Origin of the sequence: Veillonella absiana, from assembly GCF_032970865.1 — a bacterium.
GTDB lineage: Bacteria > Bacillota > Negativicutes > Veillonellales > Veillonellaceae > Veillonella > Veillonella absiana.
Genome location: NZ_JAWJZB010000010.1, coordinates 84433 through 101787, shown reverse-complemented (window position 1 = coordinate 101787; position 17355 = coordinate 84433). Strand labels below are relative to the sequence as shown.

The following is a 17355-nucleotide window of genomic DNA, read 5'->3' as shown; positions in this document are numbered from 1 at the left end:
AATTGTAGTAAAAAAATATCAAGAATTTATTTGATAAGAGGTACCAGTGAATCGATTAATTACCATTGTAGGACCTACGGCGGTAGGCAAGACGGAATTAACATTGCGATTGGCCCATGAGTTTCAATCGCCTATTATTTCTGGTGATGCCTACCAGGTCTATAAACAACTAAATATTGGGACGGCAAAGCCTACCGCTGAGGAATTGGCTAGCGCTCAACATTATTTAATCGACATTCTTGAGCCCGATGATTCCTATAGCGTTAGTGTGTTCCAAGAACAAGCGAAACAATTGATTTCAGAATGCAATGACCGTAGTGAGATTCCTATTTTATCTGGTGGTACTGGATTATATGTGCAATCACTACTGGAAAATTATGGATTTAATGATACCAAGCCAAATCCCGAATTACGCGAACAATTAGATGAACTCTATGATACAGAGGGCATTGAAGGTTTGCGTACCTATGCAGAGCATTTAGCGAAACAAGATGAAATTACTCTAGTATTGCAGGATAAACATCGTTTATATCGAGCAATTGAACTCATGAGTGCAGGGGATTATGATGCACTTCGTCATCAGACAAAGGATGGTCTCAGTTTTGAAGGCCCTGTCATCGGCCTCATACGCAATCGTGATGAGCTATATGAACGCATTAATTTGCGAGTAGACCTCATGTTTGAGGATGGGCTAGTAGCAGAAGTAGAACAAATCCTCGCGAATGGTGTGTCGCCCAATTGCCAAGCTTTCAAAGGCATTGGTTATAAAGAAGTGGTACAACATTTGTATGGGGACATCAGTCTCGATGAATGCCGTGAGTTAATTCAAAAAAATACACGACATTTCGCAAAACGTCAAATCACTTGGTACAAGCGGATGCCGTATATTCAATGGATTCATATTGAAAGGGGCATGACGGGCAACGATGTGTATACATCGGCTCGACAATTGTGTCAATTCAGTAATTAGTTTACATAGAATTTGAAATATTATTTTAAAAGGTTTAGTGATGATAAACCTGAAACTATATAGTTAGGAATGTAACATGACATTAGAAGAAATACGTGAACAGGCCTTAGCCTTGGCAGAGCCACAATTTAAGAAATTTGAACCTATCGCCTTGGCCAATACGAAAAAGGTATTGCAAGCATTTAAGGCATGCCAAGTGTCTGATTACCATTTCAATGGTTCCTCTGGGTATGGTTATAACGATAGCGGGCGTGAAAAATTGGACGAAGTATTCGCCCATGTATTTAAGGGGGAAAAAGCACTTATTCGTGCACATTTCGTATCTGGTACACACGCATTGGCCACTACGTTAATGGCACTATTAGGTAATGGCAAGGACGGCAATGAATTTGTCTATGCTGTTGGGGCGCCATACGATACGATGCAATCTGTTATCGGTTCCACTCGTGAGGTTCGCGGATCCTTGATTGAAAAAGGCTTCATCTATCACGAGGTACCATTGGTAGATAGCACATACGATTTAGAGGGCATTGTGGACGCGGTCAATGAAAATACACGCGTCGTTGTAATCCAACGTTCCCGTGGTTACAGCACTCGTGAACCATTATCTATCGCCGATATTCGTACAATTTGCGACGTGGTGAAAGCTAAAAATCCTAACACCATTTGCTTTGTAGATAACTGTTATGGTGAATTTACAGAATTAGAGGAACCATTAGAAGGCGGTGCCGATATTATGGCTGGCTCCTTGATTAAAAATGCTGGCGGTGGCATTGCCCCAACAGGTGGGTATGTAGTTGGTCGTGAAGATCTCGTTGAGGACGTAGCGTACCAATTAACTGCACCAGGTCTCGGTAATCACATGGGTTCCTATGCTCCGGGTTATCGTTTGTTCTTCCAAGGTTTATTCCTAGCACCACATGTAGTGTTACAAGCCTTAAAGGGGGCTGTATACACCGCAGCAGTAGGTCAATTATTGGGCTATGAAGTATTCCCCAATGTGGATGCAGAACGCTTTGATTTAATTCAAGCCATTAATTTGCATAATGCAGACGAAATGGAACAATTCTGCCGTGGCATGCAAGCCTATTCTCCAGTAGATGCGCATGTACGTCCTGTACCTGGCGATATGCCTGGTTATGAAGATCAAATCATCATGGCTGGTGGTACCTTTGTACAAGGTTCCAGTATTGAATTGAGTGCCGATGGTCCAGTCCGCCCGCCATATACAATCTTTATGCAAGGCGGTTTAGTATTCGAACATTCTATGCTAGGTATTCTTGGCGCTGCTGAAGAAATTTTGGCGAATAGAAAGTAGTATTTCGAAAATTTTCAAAATACCTATTCAACTAGTGGTGTAATAGGATATAATATAAGTTGGTTTATTGCACAGTCAGACTTTTACTCTGATATGATGTAGTTTTTTTATACTCATTCGGACTTTCACTCTGTTTTGATGTATTAGTAACGTACATATTCAGACTTTCACTCTGTTTTAATGTATGAGTTAGAAGTGGCTAAGTAGTCGTTTCTTTCAGAAGGAGAAAGCATGGAAAAAGTTGTTGCCGTAGCAATGAGTGGTGGCGTAGATAGCTCACTCACTGCAGCAATGTTGTTAAAGCAAGGTTACAAAGTATTTGGCATTACCTTGTGGTTATGGGTTAGTGGCACGGATTATGATTCTGTTCCATTGGCGGTAACGGATGCCAAAAAGATGTGTGATTTCTTAGGGATAGAACATCACGTCATTGACGCACGCGATGTATTCTACGAAAATGTAGTAGATTATTTCGTGAAAGAATACTCTTATGGTCGTACACCGAATCCTTGTGTATTCTGTAATAAAAACATCAAATTTGATTTGATGTTGGAACGTGCTATTGAATTAGGTGCCACACATATGGTCACTGGTCACTACGCACAAGTTAACTATAATGAAGAAGCAAAACGTTATGAATTACATAAAGGCACGGATTCTACAAAGGATCAAAGCTATGTTATGTACAACATGAACCAACGTATTTTGAGTCATTTGATGTTCCCATTGGGTAACCAATGCAAAACGGAAACGCGCAAAATGGCGGCGGAATACAATTTGCCTGTAGCTAATAAACCAGATAGCGAAGATATTTGTTTCTTACCAAATGGTAACTACCAAAAATTAATTACCGAGGAAATGGATTCCAAACCAAAACCTGGTAATATTGTATTAGAGTCCGGTGAAGTGTTGGGTAAACATAATGGTTTATTCAATTACACCATTGGCCAACGTAAAGGTCTAGGTATCGCCTACAAAACACCATTATATGTAATCCGTCTTGACGGTGAACGCAATGAAGTAGTGGTAGGAACTGATGAAGGATTATTCACAAATCGTATGATTTGTAAATTCTATAATCACTTGGATGGGGAATTCCCTAAAGAATTACGTGCAGAAGGTAAAATCCGTTATGCTGCCAATCCATCCCCATGTGTAGCACGCATTTTAGCAGACGACACAATGGAAGTTGTCTTTGAAGAAGCGCAACGTGCTATCACACCAGGCCAATCCGTGGCCTTTTACGACGGTACCCGTTTATTGGGTGGTGCCGTAATCGACAAAGTTTGTTAGTGAGGTAATTATGTCAACAGAACGTATTCGCAATTTTTGTATCATTGCTCATATCGACCATGGTAAATCAACAATTGCAGACCGATTAATTGAATATACTGGAACGCTTCAAAAACGTGAGATGGAGGCCCAAGTATTGGACTCCATGGATTTAGAGCGGGAACGTGGTATCACCATCAAGGCACAATCCGTGCGCATTTTGCACACAGCTAAGGATGGGGAACAATACACATTAAATTTAATTGATACTCCAGGTCATGTTGACTTTAGTTACGAAGTATCTCGTTCTTTGGCTGCTTGTGAAGGCGCTTTGCTCGTTGTCGATGCAGCCCAAGGCGTAGAGGCACAAACTTTGGCCAATGTATATTTGGCATTAGAACATGATTTGGAAATCATTCCTGTCATCAATAAAATTGATTTGCCATCTGCAGATCCTGAACGCGTGAAAAAGGAAATCGAAGATATCATCGGATTAGATGCATCTGAAGCAGTTCTTTGTAGCGCTAAATCTGGTATTGGTATCCCTGAAATTTTAGAGGCTATTGTTGAAAAAATTCCAGCACCACCAGATAAATCTGCTGAACCAACACGTGCTCTTATTTTTGACTCTCGTTTTGACTCTTACAAGGGTGCTATTGCCTACGTTCGTGTAAAGGAAGGTTCTTTGAAAGTAAAAGATACCATTCGCATGATGCACGATAGCAAGGATTTTGAGGTCACAGAGCTAGGTGTATTTACACCAAATCTCGTGCCTGTAAGAGAATTGCCATGTGGCTCTGTAGGTTGTATTGCGGCGAGTATCAAAAACGTACGCGATTGTCACGTAGGTGATACTGTAACATTAGCGGAACGCCCTGCAGCGGAACCATTGCCTGGTTATCGCAAGGCTGTATCCATGGTATATTGCGGTTTGTATCCAACAGAATCTAAGGATTATGAAAATCTACGGGATGCGTTAGAAAAATTAAACCTTAACGATGCTGCTCTTGAATACGAACCAGAAACATCGTTGGCGTTGGGATTTGGTTTCCGTTGTGGTTTCCTTGGTCTATTGCACATGGATGTTATCCAAGAACGTTTGGAACGGGAATACAATTTAACATTGATTACGACGGCACCATCTGTAAACTATAAGGTTTTCAAAACAAATGGCGAAATGCTAGAGGTCGATAATCCTGCTAAATTACCACCACCAACAGAAATCGAACACATTGAGGAACCATATGTGAAAGCTACGACTATCGTACCGAAAGACTATGTAGGTACTATTATGGAACTTTCACAAGATAAACGTGGGGAATACCAACACATGGAATACCTCGACGAAACTCGTGTATCCGTGATTTATCATTTACCATTGAGCGAAATCATTTACGATTATTTCGATAAATTGAAATCTGCTACAAAAGGCTATGCATCCCTTGATTATGAACTCATCGGATACCAAACGTCCCCAATGGTAAAAATGGATATCTTGTTAAATGGCGAACCAGTGGATGCGTTGTCCATCATCGTTCATAAGGATCGCGCTGCTATGCGTGGTCGAGCACTAGCTGAAAAATTGAAAGAACTCATTCCTCGTCAGATGTTTGAAATTCCAATTCAAGCTGCAGTAGGTACGAAAATCGTAGCTCGTGAAACGGTAAAAGCATGGCGTAAAGACGTATTAGCCAAATGTTACGGTGGTGACATCAGCCGTAAACGTAAACTTCTAGAAAAACAAAAAGAAGGTAAAAAACGTATGAAAGCCGTTGGTAGCGTTGAAATTCCACAAGAAGCATTCATGGCTATCTTGAAGGTTGAAGACTAAATGACAACAAATCAAACAGCACAAACTCGGGATATGGGGATTTATCTTCATATCCCGTTTTGTAAACAAAAATGTATATACTGTGATTTTCCTGCCTATCAGGGACTCACGGCGTATTACGATGATTATGTAGAGGCCCTTATCAAGGAAATCGATCTTTGGTGCGCACAGCAACCAGAGTCCACCACATGCCCGGTGGATACGATTTATTTTGGTGGAGGCACCCCAACAGAATTATCTAATTCACACATCGAACTTATTATGGAGCGATTGGCTCATCATTTTACATTCAAACCCAATGTGCAAATCTCTATTGAAGCAAATCCAGGCGAAACAACACATGCCCAGTTGTCTGGACTGCACAATATGGGATTTAATCGAATAAGTTTTGGTGTGCAAACCTTTGATGATGAGGCGTTGCGATTTTTACATCGTAGCCACACTTCTCGTGAGGCGATAGAACAAATTACAGAGGCCTACGATATAGGTTTTACTGATATTAATCTTGATTTGATTTATGCATTGCCTAATCAAACCATTGAAGATATCGAGCGCAATCTCGCCATTGTTAATACATTGCCAATCAACCATATTTCTACCTATGGATTGCAGGTAGAGGAAGGAACGTATTTAGAACATCTAGTTCGTCGTGAATCTCTTTCGCTGCCAGATGAGGATATTGAAGATGACATGTATGATGCCATGATGGATGGTATTGAGGCTTTAGGCTTTGAACGTTATGAAATATCTAATTTTGCTAAACATGAGGCCTACAGTCGACATAACTTGCGATATTGGCAATACAAGGATTACCTTGGATTTGGCGCTGGTGCCCATTCCTTCTATAATGGTATTCGTCGTGGCAATAATCGTTACGTAGTACCTTATTTGCAAATGCTAGGTCGTGATGTACTGCCCGCAATGGAACGCGACCCCATTTCTACTGAACGAGCCCAAGAGGATTATTGCTTCCTCGCATTGCGTACAAAAGGGGGTATCAATGAACAACATTTCTTCGATGCCTTTGGCGTACATCTCATGGATGAGTTCGGTACGATTATTGATTCCTTGGTGAAAGATAATTTGCTCATTTCAGATAATGGTTCCTATAGATTGAACTCGGTGGGGGCCAAACATGGGAACTATGTGTTCTCGCAGTTTTTGAGATAAAGCATAGATTAAATTTTGATGATTATAATTGGCACATATCTTGTTATTTAAAGTAGTGTTGAAATTGACAGATATTTATACGTTGGTTATAATACATATAGATAGATATCAATGTTTTGGAGCTGAAGTTTTGGAGCTGAATATGAATAAGAATTATGAAATACATTCAGGAAAATTAAAAGCATTATCTGATACTAACAGACTTATGATAATTGATATGTTATCATGCGGAGAATTGTGTGCTTGCGAAATACTTGAAAAGTTCAATATCACGCAACCAACCTTATCACATCATATGAAAATCTTATGTGAATGTGGTTTAGTTTTAAGTAGAAAAGATGGAAAGAACAATTTTTATCGTTTGAATGAGTTAGAAATTAAAGGGTTTAAAGCTTTCCTAAGTGATCTATTTCAAGATAGTGATGATTGTATTTGTAAGTAAATATGTAAAAATATAATGTATATTGGTTTATACATTATATTTTTTAGCATGATATATAGATGGATATCTATGTGAGTTTCATTATCAAACTCTATAAGCTATTAAAAAAATTTTCTTAATTTTCTTTAAAACAATTTAATAATCCACTAAAGGGGGGGGATGTTTATGAAACCTAAAGTTGCTTTTATATGTGTTCATAACTCATGTAGAAGTCAAATAGCAGAAGCTTTAGGAACATTATTTGCATCAGATACTTTTGAAAGCTATTCAGCTGGAACTGAGCAAGTTCCATTTATTAATCCAGACGCTATCAAAACTGTATTGGAGGTATATCAATATGATATGACCAATCAATATTCTAAAACATTAGATAAGATTCCTGATGTAGATATTGTGATTACAATGGGATGTAATGTTATTTGTCCATTTTTACCATGTCGTTATCGTGAGGATTGGGGAATCGAAGATCCTACTGGAAAAAGCGCTATTGATTTTATTGATACAGCTAATATAATTTATAAAAAAATATTAGATCTTAAGTTTCGCATTGAGACAGGAATAATAACTTAAAGTGAAAAGTATGATGGTTATAAATTCTTATCTATAGATGAAGTCTATTTAGTAACATAATATATTTGCCTATTTAAATTTTATTAAGCAAGGAGATGTTAATATGAAAAAAATGACTATTTTTGAACCAGCCTTATGTTGTGAAACTGGTGTATGCGGTGTTAGTATTGATTCAGAGTTATTGAGAATTTCAACTATATTAAATTCACTAAAAAAACATAATGTAATAGTTGATCGCTTTAATTTAAATGTTGCGCCTATAAAATTTATTAACAATAAAACAATTAATGACTATATAAATGTGCATGGTGCTGATGGATTACCTGTCGTATTAATTGATGATGTAATTAGTATTACTGGTAGATATCCTACCAATGAGGAGTTTGTTTCTTTATTATCTATCCCCTCAGATTTGTTATATAATTGTGAGAATATCAATCCAAATGAGTGTAACTGTGCAGATAACGTAGAAAATACCTCTTGTTGTGGAAATGATGAATCTTGTTAAAGGAGATAGCATATGAAACTCTTTAATACACAAAGTATAAATGTAACAAAATATCTTTTTTTTACAGGTAAAGGTGGTGTTGGTAAAACATCGACTGCTTGTGCAACAGCAGTAGCATTAGCCGATGGAGGGAAAAAAGTATTATTAATTAGTACAGATCCAGCATCAAACTTACAAGATGTATTTGCTACTGAACTAAGCAGCAAAGGGACACCTATAGACGAGGTAAAAGGTCTTGTGGTTGCAAATTTAGACCCTATTAGAGCAGCTTACGAGTATAAAGAAAGTGTTATTGCACCTTTTAGAGGTAAATTACCAGATTCTATTATCACAAATATGGAAGAACAGTTATCGGGTTCTTGTACAGTGGAAATTGCTGCTTTTAATGAGTTTTCTAATTTTATTACCAATAAAACTATTGCTGAAGAATACGACCATATAATTTTTGATACAGCACCTACAGGTCACACATTAAGAATGCTTCAACTCCCGTCTGCTTGGAGTAATTTTATTAGTGAAAATACACACGGAGCATCTTGTCTTGGTCAGTTAGCAGGTCTAGAAGATAAAAAAGATATGTATAAAAAGGCTGTAGAAACTTTAGCGGATGATAGACAAACAACCTTAATATTGGTATCTAGACCAGATGTAGCACCACTGAAAGAAGCAGAAAGAGCTTCCCAAGAATTATTCAATATAGGTATTAAAAATCAGCTATTAATAATCAATGGTGTTATGGACACATATGATGATAGTGTTTCAAAACACTTATATGATAAGCAACATACAGCTTTATCAAATATAGCGATATCTTTATCAGAATTACAAAAATATTATATTCCTTTAAGAGCTTATAATATTACGGGAATTACTAATGTAAGAGCCTTGCTTAAAGAGGATCATTATATTGCTAATAAAGAACAGCTTCATGATACAAATATAATAAGGCTACAAGCGATTATAGATAGACTTTTTACAGAAAATAAAAGAGTAATTTTTACAATGGGGAAAGGTGGTGTCGGCAAAACAACAATTGCAGCAGCGATAGCATTAGGGCTTTCAGATAAAGGTAAAGAAGTTCATTTAGCAACAACTGACCCAGCGGCACATTTAAAATTTGTTCTAGATGAAAATAGCCATATAACAATGAGTTATATTGATGAAGAAAAAGAGTTAAAGAAGTATCAAGAAGCTGTTATAAATAAAGCACGAGATACGATGTCCGAGGAAGATATTGCATATGTTACAGAAGATCTTCGTTCACCTTGTACACAAGAAATAGCCGTTTTTAGAGCATTTGCTGAAATTGTTGATAAAGCGGATGAACAAATTGTTGTAATTGATACAGCTCCTACAGGTCATACATTGTTATTATTAGATGCTACCCAAAGTTATCATAAGGAAATAGCACGTTCACAAGGTGAAGTACCTGTAAGTGTCAAAAAATTATTACCAAGGTTACGTAATAATAAAGAAACTGAAGTTATCATCGTAACGTTAGCAGAAGCAACACCTGTATATGAGGCTACTCGTCTTGAGGAGGACCTTAAGCGCGCAGGCATTCCATGTAATTGGTGGGTAATTAATTCGTCTCTTTACCTATCTGGAACTACAAATAAGTTATTACTGGCTAAAGCTAGTAATGAGATAAACTGGATAAATAAGATAGATGAACACACTAATCATCATTATGCATTAATTGGATGGAATGAAAACAATGTTAAAGGTGATAATTTAAGAAATCTATAATATGAGATGAGTACCTGTAAATTTAATCATAGCTAAACTAGAAAAATTTTGATATAGTACTACTGGATGATGATGAATACATGCAAGCATAGTCTTAAAAATAGGAGAGAAATATGAAAACATCTGTAATTATACATGGTACTCATAATGAATTTACCTTGGAACAAATGAAAGCTTGCATTGATTTAGCAGAAAAATATGGTGGTTCCTTCCGTCACGTTGTGACAGGATTGCAAATCACTGGCATTGAAAAGGATGATAAGCCAGCACTCATTGCTGAATTACCAGACGGCGTTCGCCCCGTTGTACATCGTGGTGTGAATTCCCTGATTGCTTGCGTAGGTAAAGATGGCTGTAAAAATGGTCAAATGGAAACGATGGAGCTCGCTGATCATATTGAACGTTCCCATTATGGCCGTTCTATGGCACATAAGTGTAAAATCGGCATTTCTGGTTGCGGCCGTAATTGTCCCGACTCTATGATTAAGGATATTGCCTTTGTAGGCACTACAAATGGTTTTTTGCTTGTCGTAGGTGGTCAATCTTTTCACACGCCTGCTAAAGGTCAAATTTTGGCGAAAAATCTCACTATTGAACAGGCAAAGAAGGCTAGTGATGTCATTATTGAGTGGTATGCCAGTGAGGCGAAGCCGAAAGAACGTTTAGGAGGACTGCTTAAAAGAGTTGGGAATCCATTAGAAAATATAACTCTATAAAATTTATAGAACATACACAAGCCCTAAAAGACAGCAATTGAAAATCAATTGCTGTCTTTGTCTTTTTGACTAAATAAATCAAATCTTTGAATTGTCTTTTTGACTAAATAGATTTTTTCTGACTTTATATGGAATTTTTTACTTGACAATTTTCTTGACTGTGATAATATTATACATGCGATTAGCACTCGAATTAGATGAGTGCTAACAAGTGAGGTGTCATTATGGATGAACGTAAACAGCGCATCTTACGAGCGATTATAGAAGATTATGTTAAGTCAGCTGAACCGGTGGGTTCACGGACGATTGCCAAGAATTATAATCTTGGTATTAGCCCGGCCACGGTTCGCAATGAAATGTCTGATTTAGAAGAATTAGGGTATTTAGAACAGCCACATACATCGGCTGGACGGATACCATCCGCTAAGGGGTATCGTCTCTATGTAGATTCCATGATGAATCAACAGGACGTACCTGCAGAGGATGCGAAACGAATCCAAACGATTTACCATGACACAACAGGTTCTAGCAGCGAACTATTCCTGAATATGGCGAAATTGATTTCCCAAGTGAGTCATAGTATGAGTTTATTCCTAGCACCTGCACATGATCGGGCGCTACTCAAATTTATTCATGTATTACCGCTAGATACACATCAAGCCGTCATGGTGGTCATCACAGAAACGGGCGCTCTCGATAATGAGTTAATGTACTTTAAAGAGGCGGTGTCCATAGATGTGTTGCAGGTGACAGCCGTTAAATTTAGTAATGCCTTGCAAGATACTTTCATTCAAGATATAATACCTGAAAAACTGGCATCCTTGATTACACAAATCGAGGGACCACGACAGTTGTTATTGATTTTCTGTGAAACCTTACACCGAGCTATTACTAAAAAAAAATTGTTCTATTCCGTAGGGGCCACTGAGTTATTAAATCAACCAGAATTTAAAAACGTTGAAAAGGTGCAGCCTATACTTTCATTAGTGGAGGAACAAAATCAATTAACACGGTTGTTAGTGGATGGTTCTCCAACGCCTGTGAAAGTAAAAATCGGTACGGAAAATCCTGTGGAATCTTTACATGATATGAGTGTCATTCAAGCTGATTTTTCTACACCTGAAAAGCAAGTGGGTACCTTGGCAATTTTAGGGCCTACGCGTATGGAATATAGTCGAATCATTGGGATGCTAACCTATATGAAACAATTGATGGATACAATGGCTAACAACCAAAATAAATAGAAAGGTGGCAAGTATGTCTGAAGAAGTTAAACAAGATGTAGTTGATGAAACTACGGAAAACACTGTAAATGACGCTGAGAATACTGTAGATGTCGGTGCTGAGGCTGTAGAGGCTGAGGTCGTGGAGGATACAGAGGAGGCTGTTGTTGATGCAGCACAAGTGCTAGAGGAACTAAAAAACGAATTCGATAATCGCTACAAGCGTTTACAAGCGGATTTCGATAATTTTAGACGCCGCACAAATCAAGAGAAAGAACAATTATCTGGATTTGTAAAAGGTAATGTGCTTGCTGACTTATTGCCAGTGCTCGACAATTTTGAAAGAGCCGTTCAATCTCCTGCAGAAGGCGATGCGAAAACATTCCTTGATGGTTTTGTGATGATCCATCAAAACTTAATGGCAACATTACAAAAACATGGTTTGGCACCAATTGAAGCAGTGGGACAACCATTCGATCCAAATCTTCACCAAGCAATTATGCGTGTTGAAACTGATGAATATCCAGAGGATACAGTGGTAGAAGTATTACAAACTGGTTACACTGTTGACGGTCGGTGCATTCGACCAGCAATGGTGAAAGTATCTGGAAATTAATTTACAATTTACACATTAATCGATATACAAAAACATTAATTTAGGAGGTCATTTAACATGGCAAAAGTAATTGGTATTGACTTAGGTACTACAAATTCTTGCGTAGCGGTTATGGAAGGCGGCGAAGCAGTCGTTATTACTAATCAAGAAGGCGCGCGTACAACCCCATCCGTTGTTGGTTTCGCAAAAAATGGGGAACGTTTAGTTGGTCAATTGGCAAAACGTCAAGCTGTATCCAACCCTGAAAACACAATCGCATCCATCAAACGTCACATGGGTTCTGATTACAAAGTAACTGTAGAAGGTAAAGCATACACACCTCAAGAAATCTCTGCAATGGTATTGCAAAAAATTAAAGCAGACGCAGAAGCATACTTAGGTGAAACTGTATCCCAAGCAGTTATCACTGTTCCTGCATACTTCACTGATGCTCAACGTCAAGCAACAAAAGACGCTGGTGCTATTGCTGGTCTTGAAGTTCTTCGTATCATCAACGAACCAACTGCAGCCGCATTGGCATACGGTGTAGATAAAGACGAAGATGGCAAAATCCTTGTATTCGACCTTGGTGGTGGTACATTCGACGTTTCCATCCTTGAATTAGGCGATGGCGTATTCGAAGTAAAAGCTACAAGTGGTAATAACCATCTTGGTGGTGATGACTTTGACCAACGTATCATGAACTGGTTGATCGACGAATTCAAAAAAGATTCCGGTATCGACTTGTCCAATGATAAAATGGCTGACCAACGTTTGAAAGAAGCTGCTGAAAAAGCAAAAATTGAATTGTCTGGCGTAGCTAGCACAAACATCAACTTGCCATTCATCACAGCTGATGCAACAGGTCCTAAACATTTAGACTTGACTTTGACTCGTGCTAAATTTGAAGAATTAACACATGACTTAGTAGAAGCAACTATCGAACCAACCCGTAAAGCATTGGCTGACTCTGGTTTGTCCGCTTCTGAAATCGATAAAGTATTATTGGTTGGTGGTTCCTCTCGTATTCCAGCTGTTCAAGAAGCTATCAAACGCGTTCTTGGCAAAGAACCAACTAAAAACGTTAACCCTGATGAATGTGTAGCTATCGGTGCTGCTATCCAAGGTGGCGTACTTGTTGGTGAAGTAAAAGACGTATTGTTACTTGATGTAACTCCATTGTCTTTGGGGATCGAAACTATGGGTGGTGTATTCACTCGTATTATCGACCGCAACACAACTATTCCTACATCTAAATCCCAAGTGTTCTCCACTGCAGCAGATAATCAACCATCCGTTGATATCCATGTATTGCAAGGTGAACGTGAATTCGCAGCAGATAACAAAACATTAGGTCGTTTCAACCTTGATGGCATTCCTGCAGCTCCTCGTGGGGTTCCTCAAATCGAAGTTACTTTCGACATCGATGCTAACGGTATCGTACACGTAAAAGCTAAAGATTTAGGTACAGGCAAAGAACAAAAAATCACTATCACTTCTTCCAGCGGTTTGCAACAAGAAGAAATCGATCGCATGGTGAAAGAAGCAGAAGCTCATGCAGCAGAAGATAAAGTGAAAAAAGAAGAATTAGACGTTAAAAATAACGCTGATTCCCTTGTATACCAAGCTGAAAAAGCATTGAAAGACCTTGAAGGTAAAGGCGATGCTGCATTGATGAAAGAAGTTGAAGAAGCGAAAGATAAATTGAAAAAATCTATCGAATCTGGCAATATCGAAGACATCAAAAAAGACAGCGAAGCATTAACTGCTCCATTACACAAAATTGCGGAACAAATGTATGCACAAGCACAACAAGCTCAAGAAGCTGCTGGCGCTCAAGGTGCTGAAGGTTCTGTAAAAGCAGACGACAATGTAGTAGATGCTGATTACACAGTAGTTGATGACGAAAAGAAAAACAACTAAGAAGGGCTGGTAACAAATAGATGGCTAGAGACTATTATGAAGTCCTAGGGGTCGACAGAAATGCGTCCCAAGACGAAATCAAAAAGGCCTTTCGTAAAAAGGCACGTCAATACCATCCCGATGTGAACCGAGACAATCCTAAAGAGGCAGAAGAAAAGTTTAAAGAAGCTAATGAAGCCTATGAAGTGTTATCGGATGACACAAAAAAAGCTCAATATGACCAATACGGACACGACGCTTTTACCCAAGGTGGAGGCGCCAGTGCCGGTGGTTTCCAAGGCGGCTTTGGCGGGCAAGCTGGTGGATTTGGTGATATATTCGATATGTTCTTTGGTGGTGGCGGTCGTCAACAACAAGGACCACAAAAAGGTAACGATCTTCGAGAAGATATTGATATTTCCTTTGAAGATGCAGCCTTTGGTAAATCCATGGACATCACTGTACATCGTCATGAAGAATGTGATCATTGTCATGGCACAGGCGGTGAACCTGGTTCAAAAGTGGATACATGTCCTAACTGTCGTGGTACAGGTCAAGAATCTGTGGTACAAAATACACCATTTGGTCAAATGCGTACACAACGAACTTGTTCTAAATGTCATGGCTCTGGGAAAATTATCGAAAAGAAATGTTCTAAATGTCGTGGTGAAGGACAAGTTATTGCGAAACGTAAAATCGCTATTAAAGTTCCACCAGGGGTGGATAATGGTTCCCGTTTGCGCGTAGCTAACGAAGGTGAACCAGGTATTTTAGGCGGTCCTAAAGGTGATTTGTACGTATACATTTACGTACGTCCACATAAAGAATTTGAACGTAATGGCAATGATGTTGTGAGCCGTGTAAATATTAGTTTTGCACAAGCTGCATTGGGTGCTACTGTACAAGTGAATACTTTAGATGGTAAAGTAGACTTGAAGATTCCGGAAGGTACTCAAACAGGTACAGCATTCAGAATTAAAGGCAAAGGCATTCCATACCTTAGAAACCCGAACCAACGTGGGGATCAACACATTATCGTAACGGTTCAAACACCTAAAAAATTGACTGAAAAACAACGTGAACTCTTACTTCGCTTTGCAAATGAAAGTGACGAAGATGTAAACGTATTACAAGTTAGCAAAGGCTTGTTTGATAAATTAAAAGATGCTTTTAAATGAATGCTACATACTGTTACTAGTGTAAACACAACAAGGAGCATACATGAAATGGATTGAACTATCCATTATTTGCGAAAGAGTAGCCACCGATGAGGTGACTACTCTTTTTAGCGATTATGCAGATAATGGAATTATAGAAGAAGATATAGAAGATACCCCAGAACACGTTAAAATTACCCTCTATGGACCAGAAGGAATGAGTGGCGAGGATTTTACCGCAATTGTTACAGAACGTCTTAATGCAGCGAAAATTAACGTTATTGATATGGTAACCAATGAGGTGGATGATTCCACGTGGCTCAATAGTTGGCAACAATACATTGAACCTACAGAAATTTTGCCTCATATTATCATTAACCCAGCTTGGCAGGACTATGACGCGAAACCAGATGATCAAATCATAGAAATCGATTCTGAATTATCCTTTGGTACAGGCGCTCACGAAACAACTCGTTCATGTGCGAAACTGTTGGCAAAATACAGTGAGGGTAAGGAACATAAAGAATGCCTAGATATTGGCACTGGTACAGGTATTTTATTACTTGTGGCCGCTAAATTAGGCTTTCATACATTAACGGGCATTGATATTGATGAAAGTGCGGCCAAACAAGCTCAAATCAACTGTGATAACAACCGTGTACAGGCCACTATCATTCATGGTGACTTAGATGTAGACTATCATGGTGTAGCCGATGTGGTATTAGCGAATTTAACGGTGGATCCATTGAAAATGCTATTGCCTGTAATAGACCGAAAAATTACTGATACAGGTATTTTAATTATTAGTGGTATCATTGATGATAGATATGATGAAATCATGCCATATATCACTGAGCATTGGTCCATTGTAGAAGAAGTCGTAGAAGGCCCTTGGCATACCTTTGCTCTACAAAAAATATAAATACATAATGTACAGAGAATTGTTGGAAAACTAATATGCTCTCATCGATGTATAGATTTCAAAATTTTCATGGTACATATTACATAGAGGATAGTATGAAAAAAATATTTATTCCTACACCATTAACTGACAATATCATAATTCCTAAAGATATTACGCATCATATTTTGCATGTATTTCGGCATGATATGAGAAAACCAGTTACTGTATCTGGTTCTGATGGACAAACGGGATCTTATTTAATTACTGCAGAAATTGATGGGGCGGCTTATGCTCAGTTATGTGAGTTATTACCTAGTCAAACACAGATGAGTCGGGTTATACTAGTGCAATCCCTATTAAAAGGGGAAAAACTTGAATGGGTATTACAAAAGGCTACGGAGCTTAATGTGGATGCGGTATATCTCGTGGCTACGGCTAATAATGTAGTCAAATACGATGATAAAAAACTCATGTCCAAGGCCAGCCGTTGGGAAAAAATTATGCAAGAAGCATCCCAACAATGTGGTCGTAATCAATTGCCTACATTAGTGGTAGATCAAACGTTACCGCAAGTATTAGACATTGAATCTGATGCATTACAATTAGTAGCCTATGAAAATGAAACAGGTAGAACCTTAAAGGATGCCTTAGTGGATTTTAAACAGAAAACCCTAAGTGATTTTAATCAAACCACTGTGGAAAATTCAAATAATAGTAATGGTGTAATAATAGCACCAACTCAACCAACTGTACTTATCTGTATTGGTCCTGAAGGGGGCTTTCAGCAGAAGGAAATTGATGCTATGTCTGAACGTGGCGTTGAGTCCGTTACATTAGGCAATACCATTTTGCGTGCAGAAACGGCAGCCATAAGTTCTATCGCTATGATTAATTACGAATTAGAGTTATAATATATAAATTGATAGTTTTCGATTAACATCACATTTCGATTAATGATGAATCTCGATTACTGACGAATTTTGATGATAGATTTCGAATACTAATATTTCGATAATAGATCTGCGAAT

Annotated in this window: 16 protein-coding genes; all 16 read left to right on the top strand. The window is 38.4% G+C overall.

Annotation, left to right across the window (positions count from 1 at the left end; all coding sequences use genetic code 11):
- Positions 1-46: 46 nt before the first annotated feature.
- The 16 genes from miaA (at position 47) to RVY80_RS09085 (ending at position 17238) form a co-directional block, all read left to right on the top strand.
- Complete coding sequence (gene miaA, locus RVY80_RS09160) at positions 47-970, top strand: tRNA (adenosine(37)-N6)-dimethylallyltransferase MiaA (protein WP_317330354.1); 924 nt, start codon at positions 47-49, stop codon at positions 968-970.
- 76 nt (positions 971-1046) lie between these two features.
- A complete protein-coding gene (locus RVY80_RS09155) occupies positions 1047-2288 on the top strand; it encodes a methionine gamma-lyase family protein (protein ID WP_295193260.1) in 1242 nt (413 codons plus the stop codon).
- Positions 2289-2519: 231 nt separating this feature from the next.
- The gene (gene mnmA / locus RVY80_RS09150) at positions 2520-3581 is read left to right on the top strand and encodes a tRNA 2-thiouridine(34) synthase MnmA (protein ID WP_295191047.1); all 1062 of its coding nucleotides are present in this window, start codon (positions 2520-2522) and stop codon (positions 3579-3581) included.
- 10 nt (positions 3582-3591) lie between these two features.
- Positions 3592-5391, top strand: coding sequence for a translation elongation factor 4 (lepA, locus tag RVY80_RS09145; RefSeq protein WP_295191043.1), 1800 nt, complete (start codon positions 3592-3594; stop codon positions 5389-5391).
- Positions 5392-6561 (top strand): radical SAM family heme chaperone HemW, encoded by a 1170-nt coding sequence (gene hemW / locus RVY80_RS09140; protein WP_295191039.1) that lies wholly within the window; start codon positions 5392-5394, stop codon positions 6559-6561. It abuts the gene before it with no gap.
- Positions 6562-6703: 142 nt separating this feature from the next.
- Entirely contained in the window at positions 6704-7003 is a 300-nt protein-coding gene (locus RVY80_RS09135) for an ArsR/SmtB family transcription factor (RefSeq protein ID WP_310746144.1), read from the top strand.
- A gap of 165 nt (positions 7004-7168) precedes the next feature.
- Complete coding sequence (locus RVY80_RS09130; RefSeq protein WP_411040797.1) at positions 7169-7573, top strand: arsenate reductase/protein-tyrosine-phosphatase family protein; 405 nt, start codon at positions 7169-7171, stop codon at positions 7571-7573.
- Between the two features lie 103 nt (positions 7574-7676).
- Positions 7677-8081: an arsenite efflux transporter metallochaperone ArsD gene (gene arsD / locus RVY80_RS09125; RefSeq protein ID WP_317330349.1), complete on the top strand. Its 405-nt coding sequence runs from the start codon at positions 7677-7679 to the stop codon at positions 8079-8081.
- A 12-nt stretch (positions 8082-8093) separates the two neighbouring features.
- On the top strand, positions 8094-9830 hold the full coding sequence (gene arsA / locus RVY80_RS09120) for an arsenical pump-driving ATPase (RefSeq protein WP_295193256.1): 1737 nt from the start codon (positions 8094-8096) through the stop codon (positions 9828-9830).
- A 113-nt stretch (positions 9831-9943) separates the two neighbouring features.
- Positions 9944-10546, top strand: a complete 603-nt coding sequence (locus RVY80_RS09115; RefSeq protein ID WP_295189360.1) for a nitrite/sulfite reductase domain-containing protein — start codon at positions 9944-9946, stop codon at positions 10544-10546.
- A 224-nt stretch (positions 10547-10770) separates the two neighbouring features.
- Positions 10771-11790: a heat-inducible transcriptional repressor HrcA gene (hrcA, locus tag RVY80_RS09110; RefSeq protein ID WP_295189363.1), complete on the top strand. Its 1020-nt coding sequence runs from the start codon at positions 10771-10773 to the stop codon at positions 11788-11790.
- Positions 11791-11803: 13 nt separating this feature from the next.
- Positions 11804-12385: a nucleotide exchange factor GrpE gene (gene grpE, locus RVY80_RS09105; protein ID WP_317330346.1), complete on the top strand. Its 582-nt coding sequence runs from the start codon at positions 11804-11806 to the stop codon at positions 12383-12385.
- Positions 12386-12442: 57 nt separating this feature from the next.
- Positions 12443-14287: a molecular chaperone DnaK gene (gene dnaK / locus RVY80_RS09100; RefSeq protein WP_295189368.1), complete on the top strand. Its 1845-nt coding sequence runs from the start codon at positions 12443-12445 to the stop codon at positions 14285-14287.
- A gap of 20 nt (positions 14288-14307) precedes the next feature.
- Complete coding sequence (dnaJ, locus tag RVY80_RS09095; protein WP_295189371.1) at positions 14308-15444, top strand: molecular chaperone DnaJ; 1137 nt, start codon at positions 14308-14310, stop codon at positions 15442-15444.
- 43 nt (positions 15445-15487) lie between these two features.
- Complete coding sequence (locus RVY80_RS09090; protein WP_295189375.1) at positions 15488-16345, top strand: 50S ribosomal protein L11 methyltransferase; 858 nt, start codon at positions 15488-15490, stop codon at positions 16343-16345.
- Positions 16346-16440: 95 nt separating this feature from the next.
- Positions 16441-17238, top strand: a complete 798-nt coding sequence (locus RVY80_RS09085) for an RsmE family RNA methyltransferase (protein WP_295189378.1) — start codon at positions 16441-16443, stop codon at positions 17236-17238.
- Positions 17239-17355: the final 117 nt, after the last annotated feature.

Bases quoted from the DNA above. Each gene is read 5' to 3' on its own strand.
- arsA (WP_295193256.1), top strand. From the start codon at position 8,094: ATGAAACTCTTTAATACACAAAGTATAAATGTAACAAAATATCTTTTT.
- RVY80_RS09115 (WP_295189360.1), top strand. From the start codon at position 9,944: ATGAAAACATCTGTAATTATACATGGTACTCATAATGAATTTACCTTG.
- mnmA (WP_295191047.1), top strand. From the start codon at position 2,520: ATGGAAAAAGTTGTTGCCGTAGCAATGAGTGGTGGCGTAGATAGCTCA.
- RVY80_RS09085 (WP_295189378.1), top strand. From the start codon at position 16,441: ATGAAAAAAATATTTATTCCTACACCATTAACTGACAATATCATAATT.
- RVY80_RS09090 (WP_295189375.1), top strand. From the start codon at position 15,488: ATGAAATGGATTGAACTATCCATTATTTGCGAAAGAGTAGCCACCGAT.
- hemW (WP_295191039.1), top strand. From the start codon at position 5,392: ATGACAACAAATCAAACAGCACAAACTCGGGATATGGGGATTTATCTT.
- grpE (WP_317330346.1), top strand. From the start codon at position 11,804: ATGTCTGAAGAAGTTAAACAAGATGTAGTTGATGAAACTACGGAAAAC.
- dnaJ (WP_295189371.1), top strand. From the start codon at position 14,308: ATGGCTAGAGACTATTATGAAGTCCTAGGGGTCGACAGAAATGCGTCC.
- RVY80_RS09155 (WP_295193260.1), top strand. From the start codon at position 1,047: ATGACATTAGAAGAAATACGTGAACAGGCCTTAGCCTTGGCAGAGCCA.
- arsD (WP_317330349.1), top strand. From the start codon at position 7,677: ATGAAAAAAATGACTATTTTTGAACCAGCCTTATGTTGTGAAACTGGT.
- RVY80_RS09135 (WP_310746144.1), top strand. From the start codon at position 6,704: ATGAATAAGAATTATGAAATACATTCAGGAAAATTAAAAGCATTATCT.
- lepA (WP_295191043.1), top strand. From the start codon at position 3,592: ATGTCAACAGAACGTATTCGCAATTTTTGTATCATTGCTCATATCGAC.
- RVY80_RS09130 (WP_411040797.1), top strand. From the start codon at position 7,169: ATGAAACCTAAAGTTGCTTTTATATGTGTTCATAACTCATGTAGAAGT.
- dnaK (WP_295189368.1), top strand. From the start codon at position 12,443: ATGGCAAAAGTAATTGGTATTGACTTAGGTACTACAAATTCTTGCGTA.
- hrcA (WP_295189363.1), top strand. From the start codon at position 10,771: ATGGATGAACGTAAACAGCGCATCTTACGAGCGATTATAGAAGATTAT.